Raw genomic sequence first — 19,133 nt, 5'->3', positions numbered from 1 at the left:
TTGAACGCTTCAATGTATAGTTTGTGTATAGTTTGTGTATAGTTTGAAGCGCAAACTATACATTTCGTAACGCGTGGTAAATCAGTACAATGCAGGGTTAAATGTAGGGTTTGTGTATAGTTTGTATAGTTTATTTCTTTCCCCTTTTATTTACGTATAGTGAAGTGTTGAAACGCAGTTACGATGAACCCTACACAGTGGCGATTGCGGCTCCGCGGCTGTGTAGGGTTTGTGACGGTTGCTAAAACTGCAGTCGTTCTTTCAGACGGTAGCGTTGCCCATTCCGATTCCTCTCTGAATTTTAGCGGTCAGCAATATCTGCGAATCAGTTCTGAAGAAAAAAAGAATGGTCATTCGTGTCTGCGCGACGCGGATGACCATTCCTTTGGTATTGGCTGATTTGATTTATTTCTTCGCGAAACTGTCTTTGAGATTGACGGTGCGGTTGAAGACGGGAGCCTCCGTCGTGGAGTGACTGTCAAGAGTGAAGTAGCCGGTGCGTTGGAACTGCAGATAGCGGTTGCCGGTGTCGTTTTTGACTGCGAAGGGTTCCACGTAGCATTCTTTGAGCACTTGCAGAGACTCTGGATTGAGAAGTTCTCGGAAGTCTCGCTCATCGGCGGCAGGATTCTCGACGGTGAAGAGCGGATTGTAGAGACGCACCTCGGCTTTGACGCAGTGGTTGGCGCTGACCCAGTGGAGCGTTCCTTTGACTTTCCTGTTCGCACCTTCCATTCCGCTCTTGCTCTGCGGGTCGTATTCGGCATAGACTTCCACCACGTTTCCGTTTTCGTCTTTTTTGCAGCCGGTGCACTTCACGATGTAGGCACTCTTCAATCGTACTTCTTTTCCGGGCACCATGCGGAAGAATTTTTTCGGCGCGTCTTCCATGAAGTCTGCGCGTTCCATCCAAAGTTCGCGGCTGAAGGTGATGGTGTGGGTGCCGTCGTTCTCGTTTTCCGGATTGTTGATGGTTTCCATCTCTTCCGTCTGTCCCTCGGGATAGTTTGTGATGATGAGTTTGACGGGATCAAGCACGGCACTGACGCGGAGAGCGCGAGCGTTGAGGTCTTCGCGGGCAGCTGCTTCAAGCATGGAATACTCGTTGATGGCTTCAATCTTCGTGTAGCCAATCATGTCCACGAACTTGCGAATGGCTTCGGGAGAATAGCCGCGGCGACGCAGACCGCAGATGGTCGGCATGCGCGGGTCATCCCAGCCGTCCACCAATCCCTCCTCAACGAGTGCAAGGAGTTTGCGCTTTGACATGAGCGTGTGTGTGAGGTTCAGACGGTTGAACTCGTACTGACGCGGGCGGTGGTCCTCAAGGTCTTTACCTTCTTTCAGTTCATCGATGAAGTAGTCATAGAGCGGGCGGTGAGGCACGAACTCCAGGGTGCAGATGGAGTGGGTGACGCCTTCGAAGAAGTCGCTTTGTCCGTGGGCGAAGTCATACATGGGATAGGCTTTCCACTTGTTCCCCGTGATGTGGTGCTCTTTGTTGATGACGCGATAGATGATGGGGTCTCGGAAGTGCATGTTCGGACTGCTCATGTCAATCTTTGCGCGGAGCACCATGGCTCCTTCGGGCACTTCCCCGCTGTTCATTTTCTCAAAGAGTGCGAGACTTTCCTCAATGGGGCGGTTGCGGAAGGGACTGTCCGTTCCGGGTTGTGTGGGTGTTCCCTTCTGCTGTGCGATTTCTTCGCTGGTCTGTTCGTCGATGTAGGCTTTGCCTTGTTTGATGAGCGAAACTGCAAAGTCCCAGAGCTGTTGGAAGTAGTCCGAGGCGTGATAGATGTTTCCCCATTTGAATCCGAGCCATTGGATGTCTTCTTTGATGGCTTCCACATATTCTGTGTCTTCCTTCTGCGGGTTGGTGTCGTCAAGTCTCAGGTTGCAGACTCCTCCGAACTTTTGTGCGATGCCGAAGTCCATGCAGATGGCTTTTGCGTGTCCGATGTGGAGATAGCCGTTCGGCTCGGGCGGGAAGCGCGTTTGCAGTCTTCCGTCGTTTTTTCCTTTTGCGAGGTCTTCAACCACGATTTGTTCGATGAAGTTGAGGCTTTTCTGCGTGCTGTTTTCGCTTGGGTTTATGTTTTCGCTCATGGGTTTAGGTGTGTTCTTTTAGTTAGCCATTTCAGAGATGAACTTGATTCTGACGAGTCGGATTTCTTCTTCGGTGTAGTATTCTCCCAATTCGTCGAGTGCAGATTCAAGTGAATCGGTGTCGCTTTCTTTGAAATATTGGAAGATGTCCTCCACGTGTTCCTCGTCGAGCACGTCATAGATGAAATAGTCGATATTGATTTTTGTTCCGGAATAGACGATGGCTTCAAGGTTGTCAAGCAGTTCTCCGAATTCCATGCCGTTTGCCACGGCAATGTCGTCCAGAGCGACTTTCAGGTCGATGCTTTGGATGATGCTGACTTTATTTTTAGATTTGTTTGCCACGGTTCTGATTCTCAGGTCTTCCGGTCTTTCGATTTCGTTCTCTTCGCAGTGTTTTTTGATGAGTTTGCAGAACTCAGTGCCATAGCGTTTTGCTTTTCCGGCTCCGACTCCCGGGATGTTTTGGAGTTCTTCGAGCGTTTGGGGGTAGATGGTTGCCATGGCTTCGAGTGAGGGATCTTGGAAGATGACATAGGGCGGCACGTCAAGTTCTTTTGAGAGTTCCTTTCTCAAGTCTCTGAGCATTTGGAAGAGGGTGGGGTCCACTGCGCAGGAGGCTCCTCCTTGTGGTTCGGGCTCTGACATTTCGTCCTCATAGTTCTTGTCTTCGACGATGAAGAAGTCTTCCGGTTTTTCAAGGAACTTGTGTCCGGCTTTGGTGACTTTGAGCACGCCGTAGTTGTCAACGTCTTTGTCAATGTAGCCGGAGATGAGTGCTTGTCTGATGACCGCGTTCCAGATTTGTTCGGAGGTGTCTTCTCCGCATCCGAAGAGTTCGATGGCGTCGTGTTTGTGTGCGCAGACTTCTTCGGTTTTGTTTCCTTTGAGGATGTCTTTTATGTAGTCGTCTCTAAAATTCTCTTTAGTGGCGAGAATGATTTCCAGTACTTTGATGAGATATGATTTAGCTTCCACTTGTTCTTTTGGATGAATGCAGTTATCGCAGTTGCCGCAGTTCTCCTTGTGATATTGTTCGCCAAAGTAGTGCAGGAGCAGTTTTCTTCGGCAGACGGAGCTTTCAGCGTAGGCTGCGGTTTCTTTGAGGAGTTGTCTGCCGATGTCTTGTTCAGCCACGGGCTTTCCCTCCATGAATTTCTCTAACTTTTGTAAATCTTTTCGAGCATAGAAAGCGATGCATTTCCCTTCTCCGCCGTCTCTGCCGGCGCGTCCGGTTTCTTGGTAATAGCCTTCCAGACTTTTGGGGATATCATAGTGGATGACGAAGCGCACGTCCGGTTTGTCGATTCCCATTCCGAAGGCGATGGTGGCGACAATCACGTCGATTCGTTCCATGATGAAGTCATCTTGTGTTTGGGAGCGTGTGGCGGAATCCATTCCGGCGTGATAGGCTTCGGCTCGGATTTCGTTGGTTCTGAGCACTTCGGTGAGTTCCTCCACTTTTTTTCGACTCAGACAGTAGATGATGCCGCTGCATCGAGGCTGCTGTTTGATGAATTTGATGATGTCTTTGTCGATGTTGGGCGTTTTGGGGCGCACTTCATAGTAGAGGTTCGGTCGGTTGAAGGAGCTTTTAAATTCTGCAGCGTCCAGGATGCCGAGATTCTTTTTGATGTCGATGCGCACTTTGTCTGTAGCTGTGGCAGTGAGTGCAATGACGGGTGCTTTGCAGATTTCGTTGATGATGGGTCGAATCTTTCGATATTCGGGTCGGAAGTCGTGTCCCCATTCAGAAATGCAGTGCGCCTCGTCCACGGCATAGAAAGAAATTTTGATGCTTTTCAGGAACTCCACATTTTCTCCTTTCGTCAGCGATTCGGGGGCGACATAGAGCAGCTTTGTCGTGCCTTTTCTGATGTCTTCCTTCACCGCTTCGATTTGAGATTTGGTCAGTGACGAGTTGATGAAGTGAGCCACTCCGTCTTCTCGGTTGGTGTTTCTGATGGCGTCAACCTGGTTTTTCATCAAGGCAATCAAGGGAGAAATGACGATTGCCGTTCCTTCCATGAGCAGGGCGGGAAGTTGGTAACACATTGATTTGCCTCCGCCTGTCGGCATGAGGACAAACACGTCTTTCCCAGAGAGCAAAGTTCGGATAATCGCCTCTTGATTGCTTTTGAAGGAGTCAAATCCGAAATTTTCCTTGAGTGCTTCGTGCAGGTTAAATGTTCCTTCCATGATTCTTTTGGGACAAACTGAACGGAAGTTGTTTTGGCTTTCGTTCAGGGCAGTCTGTTGGCTTAGGTTAGTTTATGCTTTCTTTGTCTTAGTGCTTTCTGCTTGCTGTGTTTCAGGTTTCACCTGGTGCGGAAAGTTGTTTTGCTTAGGCTTTCGCTTTCGCAAAGTTATAACAAAAAAACATATACCATGAAAAATGCTTACTTTTTTCTGCGCAAATCATGAAAATAAGTGCAAGGCACGTGGAAGGCGAGCCAAAAGCAGTTGGGGACACACTGTGTCTCCGTCTTTGGTTTGACTCAGCCTCCGGTTCAGTTTAGCTCGTTTTCCAGTTGTTTTTGGGCATAGTCTTTCGTCACGACATATTCCTTTTTCTTGGAAGAAGGAACTTCAAACATCGCTTCTGTCATGATGGTTTCCACGATGGAGCGAAGTCCGCGCGCGCCGAGTTTATATTCCACTGCCTTGTCCACGATGTAGTCCAACGTCTCTTGAGCGAAGGTCAGTTTGACGCCGTCAAGTTCGAAGAGTTTGACATATTGCTTGACGATGGAATTCTTGGGCTCTGTCAGGATGCGTGCCAGTGCGTTGCGGTCCAGCGGGTTGAGGTAGGTGAGGACCGGGAGGCGTCCGATGATTTCCGGAATGAGTCCGAAACTCTTCAGGTCTTGCGGCACGACATAGCGCATGAGGTCTTCGGCGTCGATTTTCTTGGCGTTCTGCACGGAGTCGTAGCCCACGGTGTGCGTGTTCAGTCGCTGTGCGATTTTCTTTTCGATGCCATCAAAGGCGCCTCCGCAGATGAAGAGGATGTTCTTCGTGTCCACGTGAATGTAGTCCTGGTCGGGGTGTTTGCGTCCGCCTTTGGGCGGTACGTTGACGATGGAACCTTCCAGGAGTTTCAGCAGGCTTTGTTGCACGCCCTCTCCGCTGACGTCGCGTGTGATGGATGGGTTGTCGCTTTTGCGTGCGATTTTGTCAATTTCATCGATGAAAACGATGCCTCTTTGGGCGCGTTCGACGTTGAAGTCTGCCACTTGGAGCAGTCGGCTGAGGATGCTTTCGACGTCTTCCCCGACATAGCCTGCTTCGGTGAAGACGGTGGCATCAACGATGGTGAAGGGCACGTCGAGCAGGCGGGCGATGGTTCGGGCGAGCAGTGTCTTTCCCGTTCCGGTTGAGCCGACCATGATGATGTTTGATTTTTCAATTTCGACGTCGTTGTCCTTTTCGGTTTTCTCGTCGGGAAGTTGTGCGAGTCGTTTGTAGTGATTATAGACCGCCACGCTCAGCACTCTCTTCGCCGAATCTTGTCCGATGATGTATTGGTCAAGATAGTCTTTGATTTCCTTGGGCTTTGGAACCTTGTCGAGTTTGACGTCATTTTGATTCTTCTTTTTCTTGGTTTTCCCGAGTGTTTCCGGCGAGAGATATTCTTCGAGATATTGGTAGGCGTTCAACACGCAGTCAGAGCAAATCATTCCGTTCATGCCGGTCAGCATGAGGGAGACTTCTTCTTCCGAGCGTCCGCAGAAGTTGCAGGTTTTTTGTTTTTTTGCCACGGGTGGTTGTTTTTTTGTGGGTTGCCGTTGTTGCGGTTATGCTTTTATTTCTTCGGCATGAAAATCTTGTCAATCATTCCATATTCCTTTGCTTCTTCAGCAGTCATCCAGTAGTCTCTGTCGGAGTCAGCCCAGACTTTGTCGAAGGGAGTGTGGGAGTGGTCGGCGATGATGGTGTAGAGTTCCTTTTTGAGTTTTTGGATTTCTCTTGCTGTGATTTCGATGTCGGATGCCTGCCCTTGTGCGCCTCCCATCGGCTGGTGAATCATGACGCGGCTGTGGGGCAGTGCGGCTCTTTTTCCTTCGGCTCCGGCAACGAGCAGTACGGCAGCCATGGAGGCAGCCATGCCGGTGCAGATGGTGGCGACTTCCGACTGGATGAACTGCATGGTGTCATAGATGCCGAGTCCGGCATAGACTGAGCCGCCGGGTGAGTTGATGTAGATGGAGATGTCTTTACCGGGGTCTGTGGAGTCAAGATAGAGGAGCTGTGCTTGCAGCGTGTTGGCGGTGTAGTCGTCAATTTGCGTGCCGAGGAAGATGATTCTGTCCATCATCAGTCTGGAGAAGACGTCCATCTGCGTGACGTTGAGTTGTCTCTCTTCGAGGATATAGGGGTTGAGATATTGCGCCTGGCTTTTCAGCACGTCGTCCAGCACGAGGCTGTTGATGCCTGCCTTTGAGGTGGCAAAGTGTTTAAAGTCTTGATAATTCATTTTTTGTTGGGAATAAAAAAGGAGGTGTTCCTAAAGGAAAGAGAGTGTACGAGTTGGAGGTGACCTCTTGACCCGTACACTCGCTTGTCTGTGTATGCTTTTTTGTTCACCGCAGTGCGGTGGTGTGTGGAGAGCCTTGCTTATATATATGTAAAGGAGAGAACTTCCTGTGTGAAGGAGCCTTCTTTATAGGTGTGTTCTAAAAATTAGGTTGAGTTGATTTTTGATTTCTTAGAGATGAACTTTTGTCAGTTAAGGAAGGAGCATAGCGGGCTATGTGACTGACGAAACTTACAAAAGGGCGCGCTAAGAAACGAAAAGCGACCAAAACGTAAGCACTTTCTTGTGAACGTTCCTTATCCCGTAATTTATAGAACACCCCTATATATAATAGTGTGTGCTCTCTGCAGAGTTTTTATTCAGCAAACAATTTGTTGAACTCCTCTTTGGAAACTGTTTTCTTGTCGAGTTTGGCAGTTTCTTTGATTTTTGCGGAGAGTTTGCTGTCAAGTGCGCGGTTGAAGAGTCCCTGCACTTGGTTTTCTTTCTTGAGCATGTCCTCTGCCATGTGTTCAACGTATTCCTCGGGGATGTTGTTGATGCCATATTGCATGAACTGGAAGCGTGTGGCTTCTACGGCAGCAGCTTTGAGGTCTTCTTTTTCGACCTTGATTTCAAGCTGTTTGCAGAGTACGTTGCGGACGAGGTCCCATTTCAGTTCTTTGATGCTGGCATCATAGTTCTCTTCCACGAAGGATTCTTCTTTGTCTTGGTTGTTGTCCTTCATGATGCGTTTGAGAAGTGCGTCGGGGAATTTGACGTCTCCGGCTTTTTCGCAGAAATACTTCTTCGCATCAAGGAGGAGTTTGAAGCTGGAGTCAGCTTCTTGCACTTTTGCGATTTGTGCTTTGATGGCTTCGCGTGCCTGTTCTTCGGTGGTGATGCCAGCTTCTTCTCCGAAGACTCCTTTGAGGAATTCTTCGTTGAGTTCTGCGGGCATGAAGCGCGAGATGCTGTCAATCTGGAAGCTGAACTTGCCTGTGTGGTTAGCAACTTCTTCTTTGCTGATTTTCAGGAGCGTAGCGATTTCGGTGTCGCGTCCTTCGTAGGCAGTGGCAGGCGTGAAGACCACCACATCGTTTTTCTTTGCACCTTCAAAGAGTTTGGCTTCTTCGTTGTTGGCGAAGTGGTTGGGCAGGAGAGCTGCTCCTTCCACCACGATGCCGCCTTCCAGCGGAGCGTTTCCTTCTGCGTCAAGTTCGCAGAGTGTGCCTCTGAGGAAGTCGTTTTCTTGATAGTCTTCGACTTCTTCGCTGTGTCCGGCTTGTGAGCGCATTGTTTTGAGTTGTCCTTCCACGTCTTCGTCGCTGACTTCGATTTCATAGAAGGGGAGGGTGTCGTCCGCGTTGAGTTCCACTTTGATTTCGGGCTCGAGGGCGATGTCGAAGATGAAGGTGAAGTCATCTTGCTTCTCAATGTCCTGCGGTTCCTGCTCTTCGTTTCCGAGGGGCTGTCCGAGGATGTTGATTTTGTTCTCTTTGATATAGTTGAACAGAGCGTTTTGAAGGATTTCGTTCACTTCCTCTGCTTTGGCTTGTGTGCCATACATTTTCTTGATGAGGCCGACGGGCACTTTGCCGGGGCGGAAGCCGGGCATTTGTGCTTTCTTGCTGTATTCTTTCAGTTTGTTGCCCACTTTGGCTTCATAGTCAGCCTTTTCCAGTTGGATTGTGATTTTACCGGAGACGGTTTCTTCGTTCTTTTCGAATTGGATGTTCATTGTGAATATGGGTTGTTTTTGTTTATTGTCATTTCAAAAGCGAGTGCAAATTTAGCATATATCTTTGAAACGAAGCTGTTTTGCCTGATTTTTTGCCAAGTTGCGTGTGGTAAAAAGAAAGAGGCAAGCGAAAAGCTTGCCTCAGACGTTGATTTTTGTAGCGCCTACGGGAATCGAACCCGTATACCATGCGTGAGAGGCATGTATCCTAACCGTTAGATGAAAGCGCCAAGTGCGGAAGCTGGGGGATTCGAACCCCCGGTACGGTTAACCCGTACGTCAGTTTAGCAAACTGGTGGTTTCAGCCACTCACCCAAACTTCCTTTTGTGCCAAACGGGACATCTCATCCCGAATTGCGGTGCAAAAGTACGATATTATTTCATACGACCAAAAGAAACCTCTGTTTTTTTTCATTTCGTCCACGCTTCTTTCTTTTGGGATTGCCTGGGACTTCCCAATCTTTTGTTGTTTCATGGCTTCCGCATCGCGGTTTTTGGGAAGCATGAATGTTCTTTCAAGGGGGTTAAAGAAAAGGAGGCAAGTCACCGTGGCGGTTCTTGTCTCCTTGAGTGGATGGGTTGAAGATGGCATTCTTCAGCGCATCTTTTCGGTCTGTTTCAATCTTTTCAGTCTGCTTCGATGTGTCGAACGATTCCGTTTTGGGCTTGGCTGATGAAGTTCAGGATGTGGTGTATTTCTTCGCTCATGGGAATCTGTTCGGGAATCTTGATGACGGCATCTTCAAGGCTGAAGTTGCCGGTGTAGATGATTCGGAAGGTGTTGGCGATGTGTCGCAGGATGCGGTCGGTGACGCCACAGTGGCGGAGGACAACGGTGTTCACTCCGTGGTAGGCTGCGGGGTTTCCGCCGAGGATGACGTAGGGGGGGACGTCTTTTGCGACGCGGCATCCGCTTTGCACGAGAGAGTAGCGACCGACGCGGGAGTGTGCTTGAATGACGACGCCGTTGCTGAGAATGGCGCATTCGTGGATTTCACTTTCTCCTGCGATGCAGGCGCCGATTCCGATGACGCACTTCTTGTCGATTTTCACGTCGTGGCAGATGTGGACGCGATCCATGATGAAGTTTTCATCTCCGATGACGGTGGCAGTGTCGGGGTTGGTTCCTCCGGCAATGACGACGTTCTCTCGGATGTGGTTTTTGTTGCCGATGATGACGTGTGTCGGTTGTCCTTCTTCGTAGTGGAAGTCTTGAGGAATGGCGCCGATGACGGCGTTTTGATAGACCTTGTTCCCCTCGCCGAGGGTAGTTCCTTTCAGGATGGAGGCATGAGGCATGATGACACAGTTGTCACCGATGACCACGTCCTCTTCCACGTAGGCGAAAGGACCGATTTCCACGTTTTTCCCGATTTTGGCGTTGGGGTGGACGAATGCTAACGGGCTTATCATGAGTGATTGGTTTTAGGGTGTGTTCTCCTTTAGATATATTCTAATTCTTACGTAAGAGACTCAAGTGAATCAGCTTTCTCGTCCTCCTCCCAGTGCTTGGTAGAGGTTGATGACCGCCTGTACCTTGTCGAATTTGTCGGAGATGAGTGAGAGTTGTGCTTGAATCAGACTTTGCTGTGCGGTGAGTGTTTCGAGATAGGAGGTGCTGTTGGTGTGTTTGAAGAGCATCTGCGTGTTCTCGAGCGTTTTCTTCAGTTCGTCCACCTGTTTTTGTGTGGCTTCCTGTCGGAGGATGGCGGTTTGATAGGCAGTCAGCGCGTTGCTCACTTCGTTTCCGGCAGAGAGGAGGGTGTTTCTGAACTGGAGTAGTGAGTTTTCATACTGCAATTTTGAAATTTTGAGCTGTGCTTTGAGCTGTCCTTGGGCGAAGAGCGGCTGTGTGAGCGATGCCAAGGCTGTGGCGAGAATCTTTCCGGGATTCACGATGTTTCCCGCGCTGTTTGTCCACGCAGCCTGTCCGGAGATGGTGAGGGAGGGGTAGAAGGAGGAGCGTGCGATGTTCACGTTGTAGAACGCGGACACGAGCTGCATTTCTGCGGCGTGCACGTCGGGACGGTTTGCCAGCAGTTGGAGGGGCACTCCGGTGGAGAAGGAAGCGGGGAAGTTGTCCGCATTGAAGGCGTTGCGTGCGATGGGTTCTGCCGGAATGTTGAGGATGAGGCAGAGGGCATTTTCGACTTCGCGGATGTTCTGTTCGAGGGTGGGCACGGAGGCTTCAAGTTGGATGAGGTTGGCGCGTGCTTGTCCGATGGCAGCTTCGTTGGTCATGCCGGCTTGTTTCATGAGCTCCATGGTTCTGACGCTTTCTTTCCAGATTTCGACGGTTTCCTTCGTGGTTCGGAGTTGTTCGTCGAGCATCTGAAGCGTGTAGTACATGTTTGCGACGCCTGCGATGATGCTGGTGCGTGCAGCCTGTTTGTAGGCTTTGCTCAGTTCGAGATTGGCTTCCGCTTGTTTCTTGGTGTTGCGAATTTTGCCGAAGCTTGCGATTTGCCAAGATGCGTTGATGGGGAAGCTGTAGGTTTTGGTGGCTTTACCGAAGTCCCAGCTGGAGACGGTTCCCTGCGGGTTGAAGGAGAGGGTGGGGTAGTAGGCGAGTCGTGCCACCTTCAGTGCTGCCTGACTCTGTTGCACGGTGAGTTCAGCGCTCTGCAGGTCGAGGTTGTTGTCCAGTGCTTTTTGGATGAGGGTCTGCAGTTTTGCATCGGTGAAGACCTTCTTCCAGGGTGTGTTGCCGAAGTTGGCGGTGTCGGCTTTGACGACCTGATATTGGCGGGTGGAGTCGCGATAGAGGCTGTCAATTCCTTTGGTCAGCGCGTCCGGTCGCTCGTAGTTGCTGTATTGCTTACATGCGGAGAGGCAGACGGCGCAGACAGATATGAGAAAAAGAAACTTCTTCATTGATTTTGTTTTTGGAATATGTTGGGTTGAAATCCCGGCTGGGTTGAAATCCCATGAAACTTTTGTTGGGGCGCCGGAGGTTGCATGCCTTGGGGAGGAACCTCCGGCGCGTTTTTCAAGGTATTATTTCGTGTACTGTTCGATGTCGGAAGCAGCTTCGTTTGATTCGATGTCGTGCCAGGTCATCGGTGTCAGTTTCTCTTGCAGATATTGGAATACCACGAAGAGGACGGGGACGATGAAAATCTGGCAAATCATTCCGATGAGCATGCCGCCGATGGCGGTGGTACCGAGGGAGCGGTTACCGTTGGCGCCTACGCCGAAGGCAAACATCATGGGGAGCAGACCAATAATCATGGCGAGGGAGGTCATGAGAATCGGGCGGAGACGAGCGCCGGCACCGAGCACGGCTGCCCAAGAGATGCTCATGCCCATTTTGCGGCGGTCAAGTGCGAATTCCACAATCAGGATGGCGTTCTTTGCGAGCAGACCCATCAACATGATGAGAGCGATTTGCACGTAGATGTTGTTGCTTGCGCTACCGAAAATCATGTTGAAGAACTGACCTGCTGCGCCGGGAATCAGACTGAGACTGCCCATGCCCTGGATGAAGAGGAAGGAGCCGGCGAGACCGAAGGGAACGGAGAGGAGCACGGCGAAGGGCAGGAGGTAGCTTTCATACTGTGCGGAGAGCAGGAGGTAAATGAAGACGAAGCAGAGCACGAAGACGATGGCGGTGGTGCTTCCGGAGTTTTCCTGTTCCTCGCGGGTCTGTCCGGAGAATTCGTAGGAGTAGCCCTGCGGCAGGCTTTGTGCTGCGACCTCTTCGATGGCTTTGATTGCCTGTCCGGAGGTGTAGCCGTTGGCGGGGTTACCGTTCACCGACATGGAGGTGTACATGTTGAAGCGGTTGATGTTGTCCGGTCCGTAGTGCGGTGTGATGGTCATGAACTCTGTGATGGGTGCCATTTCGTTGCCGTTGCGCACCTTAATCTTATAGAGACTTTCAAAGTTGGTGCGGTCGCTTTGTTCAGCCTGCACCATAACGCGGTAGATTTTACCGTAGCTGTTGAAGTTGGAGGCGTAGAGACCGCCGTAGTAGCCTTGCAGTGTGCTCAAGATGTCTCGTGGTGAGATGCCGGCGCGCTTACACTTGGCGGCGTCGATGTCAATCATGTATTCCGGGAAGTTCGGGCTGAAGCTGGTCTGTGCGGACTCAATTTCGGGACGTTTTTCGAGGTCGGCGAGGAAGGCCTGCACCACTTCGTAGAATTTGTTGAGGTCACCACCGGTGCGGTCTTGGAGGTTGAGGGCAAAACCGTTGGAGACGCCGTATCCGGCAATCATCGGCGGTTGGAAGAAGAGCACCTGTGCGTCTTTGAAGACGTCTCGTGAGCGGAGGTAGAGGTTGGCGAAGATGAGGGTGGAGCTTTCCATCATGGAACGTTCTTCCCAGTCTTTGAGCTTCACGATGAAGGAGCCGTAGGAGGGGCCTTGACCGCCTAGGAAGCTGTAGCCGGAGATGAGGGTACTCTGTTCCACGGCGGGGACGGAGCGTACGAGACTATCGATGCGCTGGAGGTAAGCCTCGGTGCGGTCTTGCGACGTACCGGCAGGCATGGTGACGGTTCCCATGAGCGTTCCGGTGTCTTCGTTCGGCACCATGGCGGTCGGGGTGATGTTCATCAGCCAGATGAGGAGCGCGATGGAGGCAGCGACGAGGCTGAGGGAGAGCACGGGGCGCTGGATGAAGGTCAAGACGCGTTTCTTGTAGCGTTGCAGAATGCGTTCGTAGCTGTTGTTGAAGGCATTCATGAACTTGCGAGTGGAGAGACCGATGACACCGAGGATGGCAATCACGACAAAGAGGATGGTGATGATGGGGTGGCTTTCAAAGTTGAAAGCTCCGAAAATCATGCCGAGGATGGCAACCGTGATGAAAATCATGGTGACGCCGGGGTGCAGGATGCGACCGATGGCTTCCGCATAGCGGTTGAGGAAGGTCTGTCCTGCAGCCTTGTAGGCAACTCCCATGCGTTCTTTGAGTGAAGCCTCTTCTTCGTGTTCTTTCTTGTGCGGTTTCAGCAGGATTGCACAGAGGGCGGGGGAGAGTGTGAGCGCGTTGACGGCGGAGAAGCCGATGGCGATTGCCATGGTCAAACCGAACTGACGATAGAACGTACCGGAGGTTCCGGACATGAAGCTCACGGGGATGAACACCGCCATCATGACGAGCGTGATGGAGACGATGGCACCGCCCAATTCGCGCATCGCGTCAATGGAAGCCTTCTTGGAGGAGGTGTAGCCTTGGTCCAGTTTTGCGTGGACACCTTCCACGACCACAATCGCGTCATCGACCACAATGGCAATTGCAAGCACCATCGCGGAGAGGGTGAGGAGGTTGAGTGAGAAGCCGATGATGTAGAGCATGAAGAACGTACCAATCAGCGCCACAGGGATGGCGATGGCGGGAATGATGGTGCTTCGGAAGTCCTGCAGGAAGATGAAGACCACGATGAACACGAGGATGAATGCCTCGATGAGCGTCTTGATGACTTCATGGATGGAGGCGAAGAGGAAGTCGTTCACGTTCTGTGCGACGCGGATGCCCAATCCGTCGGGCATGTCTTTCTGGCATTTGTCAAGCAGGGAGATGATGTCGTTCACAATCTGGGTTGCGTTGGAGCCTGCAATCTGCATGATGATACAAGACACGGAGCGGTGACCGTTCACGCGTCCGGAGAACGAGTAGGTGCTTCTACCGAGTTCCACTCTTGCCACGTCTTTGACGCGGATGACTGTGCCGTCGGGGTTGGAGCGGATGACCATGTCCTCAAACTGCGAGGCTTCGGTCAGACGACCTTTGTAGCGGAGCGTATATTGGAACGTCTGGTTTTGTCGTTCTCCGATGCTTCCCGGTGCGGCTTCGATGTTCTGTTCAGCCAAGACGGCGGTGATGTCGGAAGGCATGAGGTGGTATTCCGCCATTTTCTCCGGCTTGAGCCAGATTCGCATGGAGTAGTCAGCACCCATCACCATGGCATCGCCGACACCTTTCACGCGCTGCACTTGCGGGATGATGTTAATCTTGGCGTAGTTCTCAATGAAGTCAGGAGTGTATTTGTCAGCTTCGTCCACGATGGAGAAGATGACGAGCATGGAGCTTTGTCTCTTTTGTGTGATGACGCCGACCTGTGTCACTTCGGAGGGGAGGAGACCCTGTGCTTTTGCCACGCGGTTTTGGACGTTGACGGCAGCCATGTCGGGGTCAGTTCCCTGCTTGAAGGTGATGCTGATGGTGGCGGCACCGGTGTTGGTGGCGGTGGAAGACATGTAGTCCATGTTTTCCACACCGTTGATTTGTTCTTCCAACGGCGCGATGACCGAGTTCAGCACGGTCTGTGCGTTGGCGCCGGTGTAGGTGGTGCTGACCTGGATGGTGGGCGGAGCGATGTCAGGATACTGAGTAATCGGCAGCGAGACAAGACCGAGCACACCGAGAATCACGATGACGATGGAAATCACCGTGGAGAGCACCGGGCGGTTGATAAATCTATCTAATTGCATGGAAGTTTTCCGATTTGAAAAAGGAGAGAAGTGTTTTGTTTTTTTATGAGTGTGCGTCCGGCTTAGTCTTGTCCGGGCATTTTTCCGTCTTTCAGAGCCTGCTTAGCTTTCTTTTCGGCTGCAGCGGCTTGTTGAGGCGTGATGGGGGTGATGACCATGTCGTTCTTCAGTTTGTTCACACCGTCCACGACAATTTTCTCTCCGGCTTTCAGACCTGAGGAGACCACATAGTTTTGTCCGTCGTTCTGCACGAGCACTTCAATTTCTCGGCTCTGCACTTTGTTGCCTGCACCGAGGACATAGACGAACTTCTTGTTTTGAATTTCGTAGGTGGCTTTTTGAGGAATGATGATGGCGTTCTCGGCGTGTGTTGGGATGAGGATGGAGCCTGTGCCTCCGGAGCGGAGCACGTGACCGGCGTTGTCAAAGGTGGCTCTCATCTGCACGGCACCGGTGTTCGGGTCAATCACACCGCTGACGGTGCTGACCACGCCGCTTTTGCTGAATTCGCTGCCGTCAGCCAGTTTCAGCGTGACTGCGGGCATGTTGCCGAGGGCAGTGCTGACGCCGCCTTGCGTGCGGGTCAGGGTGAGCAGCTGCTTTTCGGTCATGGAGAAATAGACATACATCTGGTCAATGTTGGAAACCGTGGTGAGGGGTTCGGCGTTGGAAGCGCTCACGAGACTTCCCACGCGGTAGGGGATGTTGCCGACCACGCCGTTGGAGGGGCTCGTCACGGTGCACCAGCGCAGGTTGTCGCGTGCACTCATCAGTCCCGCTTCGGCGGAGGCGAGTTGTGCTTTCAGGCTTTCCAGCGTGTTCTCAGCCATCTGCATGTCATAGTTTGAAATGATTTTCTGTTCGAACAACATGCGTTTGTTTTGCACGGTGAGTGCTTGAGATGCGATGTTTGCCTTGATGACGCGAATCTGGGCTTCCGCGTTTTTCACGGCTGCCTGATATTGTTCAGAGTCAATGAGGAAGAGGGGCTGTCCTTTTCGGACGGTGGCACCTTCATCGACGAGGAGTTTGGTCAGATAGCCGGCCACCTTCGGACGGATTTCAATGTCCTGCATACCTTTGATGGTGGCGGGATAGGAGGTTTGGAGATCGGCGGTTGCGCCTTGCAATGTCACCACGGCAAATTCGTTGTTGCCTTCAGACATTTTGCTCGATTCGTTGCCGCAGCTTGTCAGCAGCATGATGGAGAGCAGACATAAAGCAATTTTCTTCATGCGTTCTATGTTTAAATTTGTGTGTAAGTTCTATATAATAAGGTGTAATTCTCAAAAAACGCGGCAAAGTTAAGCCAAAAACTGAGAAGAAGTTCAAAGTTTCTTCTTAATTGTTTCAGCGTGTTATGTTTTTTTATGCTTCCTTTCCACTCATTACGTGCTTATCGCGCGTTTTCGGAAAGTCGGGTTGGCAAAGCCGGCGTGGTGCGGCTCATCGTTTTTTGAGGGTGTTCTGTAAATCTGGTTGAGTATTTTTTTGATTTCTTTGAGATGAATTTTTGTCAGTTGAGGAAGGAGCATAGCGGGCTATGTGACTGATGAGACTCACGAGATTCTCCAAGGGACGTGCTAAGAAGCGGGCAAAACGTGAAAGACGGTGTGTCATAATAGCCAATCTGCTTCGTTGCTATCGGATTCGGGCTTGATCATGTACTTCAGTACACTCCCTTCTCCTTCATCCTCAGCGCCTTGCATCTTAGCCATTCTGACGCACCTTTGAGGGTGAAGCCAAAATGTGCATTTTGACACACCCTCCTTTATTTCGAAACCTATAGAACTCGCCTTGAGGGCCTTTATTCCATATTTATATAGAATCCGCCTTTAATAAGCCAGTCTCACGTTGTCCACCCAGAGTGTGTTGCCAATGCTGCCGACGTAGGCTCCGCCGTGGCTGGAGTCGAATTGAAGCACGAGGTGAGTCGGTGTTTCGTTGGCGGCAGCCCATCCGATCTCTTTGATGGGTTTCATTACGCCTTTGGAGTTTTTGGCGAACTTCGTGTTGGCGCCGGAGGTCAGTGCCCAGGCGGCGTTATAGAATTTTTGGTTTCTGATGTCGCCGTAGCGGATGGTGAATTTGGCATTGTTTTTCCAGTCGCTGTTGGAGGTGAAGCGGTGGACGAGGGTGCCGACGCGTTTGGCGTAGATGTTACCGTTGGCATCTTCCCAGCGTTTTTGGAGATAGAGGACGCAGTCCGCCATGTCCTTCCCCGTCACGGTGGAGGGACCGCCGATGCCGTTCTGTCGGATGCGGTTGGGGCTTGAGGCGAGTTTTACTTTGTAGTCAAAGATAAGTGCCTTCGGGCGTCCTGTGAACTCCATGCCGGCGTTGAGTTTGCTCATCGGGTTTTTCGTGTCTCGAATGGGTTCGATGGTCTTGCCGATATAGACGGAACCTGCGGCGAGCACTTTGATGTTGATGAGTCCGAGCACTTTGCACTCCACCAGGTGGGTGTAGAGTTTGGCGCAGTTGCCGTGACCGGGGTGCGTGTCTTTATAGACGCTGACGTTGGTCTTGACCACTCCTTTGACCTTTGCCCACACGTTGGAGGTGCCCCAGATGCCGCCGATGTCTTGGAGCGTCACGGTGTTTCCGCCGATGATGCCGCTTTCTTTGATGGTGCGGGTGCTCCAGGAGTCGAAGTTCCCTCGACTGAGGTATTTCACCGTGCCGCTGGCGGCTTCGGCTTGGTCCATGAACTCAGCGCGATAGGGCAGTGCCTCCGCAGGTTGGTAAACACTTGCTGCGAGGCAGCAGGTCATCAGAAAATGAAATGCTCTCATTGTGTTTGATGTCTTTCGTTTTTGTTGTTATCTTTGTTTTTGCTCTCCAAGAATGCTCTTGATTTGCTCAATGATTTTCTTCGTTAATCACTTCTTTAAGAGGAGTTAATGGGAGTTTAATGATTCATTCCTTGAACATGAATGGAGGGCGTTCCCTATTTGAGTATAGGTTGTTTTTGCTCCGAGTTTTTGTGTGCTTCCGGGCGTGTCAAAACGCTTCGTTCAGGTTGAAGATGAAGCCTGCGCCGCCGCCTTTGGTGAAGCCGACATCGAGGCGGAGGTTGATGCGCGGTTTGAACTCCCAGCGGTATCCGACGCCGGCGTTGGGCAGGAAGTGACTCCATTGGAACTCCTTCCAACTGCGGAAGGGTTCGGCGAGTCCGACCCAGACCACTGCTCCGTTGCGCCCCTTGATGTGTTGTCGGAGTTCCAGTTGCGTCTCGACGAGGTGTTGGTCACGGTAGCGTCCTTCATAGTATCCGCGCATTCTGTCATTCCCGCCCACTTCGCTGAGCAGTGCCCACGGCGTGTGGCCGTAGTTGAACATGCTGTGGAGGTCGTAGGCAAGGACGCCGCCTTTCCAGATTTTCTTGTAGGTTGAAAACGTGAACTCCGTGGTGGAGAATCCGTAGTTCTTTCCCGTGAGTCCTCTCGGCGTGAACGACTGGTCGATTTGCAGGAAGCTTCCTTTTGTGGCGTTGAGCATGAAGTCGCGTGAGTCGTAGGTCATGGAAAGTCCGAACGTCATGGCTCTCACGATGTGGGGCTGTCCGCCGTTCAGTGCGTAGAATTTCTCTTCCGCCTCCGTGGCTTGAATCCATCGGTACTGCACGATGGGTCCGACGTACACATATTTCAGCGGTTGCCACTGGAAACGCAGAAGTGCGTTGAATTTGTTGCGTCGGAACTCCGTTTCGTTTTCATCGCGTTTTCCCGCTTCGTAGCCAATGCCCCAAAAACTGTTTTTGAAAGTGGAGACATTGACTTTGTAGTCCGTGCGTGTTTTTCCGCGTTTTGTGAAGTGTGTTCCTTTGAGTCCGACGAGGAAGAAGCCTCCGGTGGTCATGTCGGAGTAGATGCTGGCATTGGAGCGCGGCGTGAGGCTGTCCTTGGCGCAGGGCGAGTAGGTCAGCGTGCCGAGCAGTCCGAGTCCGAGTCCCGTGGTGGAAGAGTAGTGCGGTCCGGGGATGAAGCCGAAGTCGCGTTTACTGTCCTGAGCGGTTTTGTTGGAGTTACGCAGATAGTTCACCGCCTTCCCCAGCAAGCCTTTTTCGTAGAACGGCTTACGTTTCTTCGCTCTGTCCGTGCTGTCCGTGGCGATGGAATCGGCTGTGAGTCTTGTGACGCAGCTGTCTTTGGAAACGGTGCTCACGACAACGCTGTCCGTGACGAGCGACACGGCAGCGGACGCTTTGGATGATGCCACCCAAAGCATGGTCAGCGAGAGCAAAAGAAGACAGCGTTTCACTTTTTTCAGAGGGAACGGTGGGTTTAGCTCCGCAAAAGTAGTTCAAATCAAGATGAAAAACTA

11 protein-coding genes and 2 tRNA genes are annotated in these 19,133 nt (G+C 51.5%); all 13 read right to left on the bottom strand.

Features of this window, described 5'->3' with window-relative positions:
- Window positions 1-405: 405 nt before the first annotated feature.
- Window positions 406-2,109: a glutamine--tRNA ligase/YqeY domain fusion protein gene (locus I6E40_RS04115; protein WP_235385637.1), complete on the bottom strand. Its 1,704-nt coding sequence runs from the start codon at window positions 2,107-2,109 to the stop codon at window positions 406-408.
- A gap of 18 nt (window positions 2,110-2,127) precedes the next feature.
- Window positions 2,128-4,308 (bottom strand): DNA helicase RecQ, encoded by a 2,181-nt coding sequence (recQ, locus tag I6E40_RS04110; RefSeq protein ID WP_235385636.1) that lies wholly within the window; start codon window positions 4,306-4,308, stop codon window positions 2,128-2,130.
- A gap of 311 nt (window positions 4,309-4,619) precedes the next feature.
- The gene (gene clpX / locus I6E40_RS04105) at window positions 4,620-5,810 is read right to left on the bottom strand and encodes an ATP-dependent Clp protease ATP-binding subunit ClpX (RefSeq protein ID WP_235385639.1); all 1,191 of its coding nucleotides are present in this window, start codon (window positions 5,808-5,810) and stop codon (window positions 4,620-4,622) included.
- Window positions 5,811-5,914: 104 nt separating this feature from the next.
- Window positions 5,915-6,586, bottom strand: a complete 672-nt coding sequence (gene clpP / locus I6E40_RS04100; protein WP_235385635.1) for an ATP-dependent Clp endopeptidase proteolytic subunit ClpP — start codon at window positions 6,584-6,586, stop codon at window positions 5,915-5,917.
- Window positions 6,587-7,001: 415 nt separating this feature from the next.
- The gene (gene tig / locus I6E40_RS04095; protein WP_235385634.1) at window positions 7,002-8,366 is read right to left on the bottom strand and encodes a trigger factor; all 1,365 of its coding nucleotides are present in this window, start codon (window positions 8,364-8,366) and stop codon (window positions 7,002-7,004) included.
- Between the two features lie 158 nt (window positions 8,367-8,524).
- Window positions 8,525-8,596: transfer RNA gene (locus I6E40_RS04090), tRNA-Glu, on the bottom strand.
- A 5-nt stretch (window positions 8,597-8,601) separates the two neighbouring features.
- Window positions 8,602-8,689 (bottom strand) — tRNA-Ser (locus I6E40_RS04085).
- Between the two features lie 304 nt (window positions 8,690-8,993).
- Window positions 8,994-9,779 (bottom strand): acyl-ACP--UDP-N-acetylglucosamine O-acyltransferase, encoded by a 786-nt coding sequence (lpxA, locus tag I6E40_RS04080; protein WP_235385633.1) that lies wholly within the window; start codon window positions 9,777-9,779, stop codon window positions 8,994-8,996.
- Window positions 9,780-9,848: 69 nt separating this feature from the next.
- On the bottom strand, window positions 9,849-11,240 hold the full coding sequence (locus I6E40_RS04075) for a TolC family protein (protein WP_235385632.1): 1,392 nt from the start codon (window positions 11,238-11,240) through the stop codon (window positions 9,849-9,851).
- Window positions 11,241-11,363: 123 nt separating this feature from the next.
- Window positions 11,364-14,807 (bottom strand): efflux RND transporter permease subunit, encoded by a 3,444-nt coding sequence (locus I6E40_RS04070; RefSeq protein WP_235385631.1) that lies wholly within the window; start codon window positions 14,805-14,807, stop codon window positions 11,364-11,366.
- 62 nt (window positions 14,808-14,869) lie between these two features.
- Window positions 14,870-16,042 carry an efflux RND transporter periplasmic adaptor subunit gene (locus I6E40_RS04065; protein ID WP_235385630.1) on the bottom strand — a complete coding sequence of 391 codons (1,173 nt, stop codon included), beginning with the start codon at window positions 16,040-16,042 and terminating at the stop codon, window positions 14,870-14,872.
- A gap of 600 nt (window positions 16,043-16,642) precedes the next feature.
- Complete coding sequence (locus tag I6E40_RS04060; protein WP_410897030.1) at window positions 16,643-17,515, bottom strand: PCMD domain-containing protein; 873 nt, start codon at window positions 17,513-17,515, stop codon at window positions 16,643-16,645.
- Between the two features lie 295 nt (window positions 17,516-17,810).
- On the bottom strand, window positions 17,811-19,070 hold the full coding sequence (locus I6E40_RS04055; RefSeq protein WP_235385628.1) for a BamA/TamA family outer membrane protein: 1,260 nt from the start codon (window positions 19,068-19,070) through the stop codon (window positions 17,811-17,813).
- Window positions 19,071-19,133: the final 63 nt, after the last annotated feature.

The sequence above is a fragment of the Prevotellamassilia timonensis genome, from assembly GCF_021531665.1.
GTDB lineage: Bacteria > Bacteroidota > Bacteroidia > Bacteroidales > Bacteroidaceae > Alloprevotella.
The sequence above is the reverse complement of the archived record's forward strand: the minus strand, read 5'-3'. Positions and strand labels throughout refer to the sequence as shown.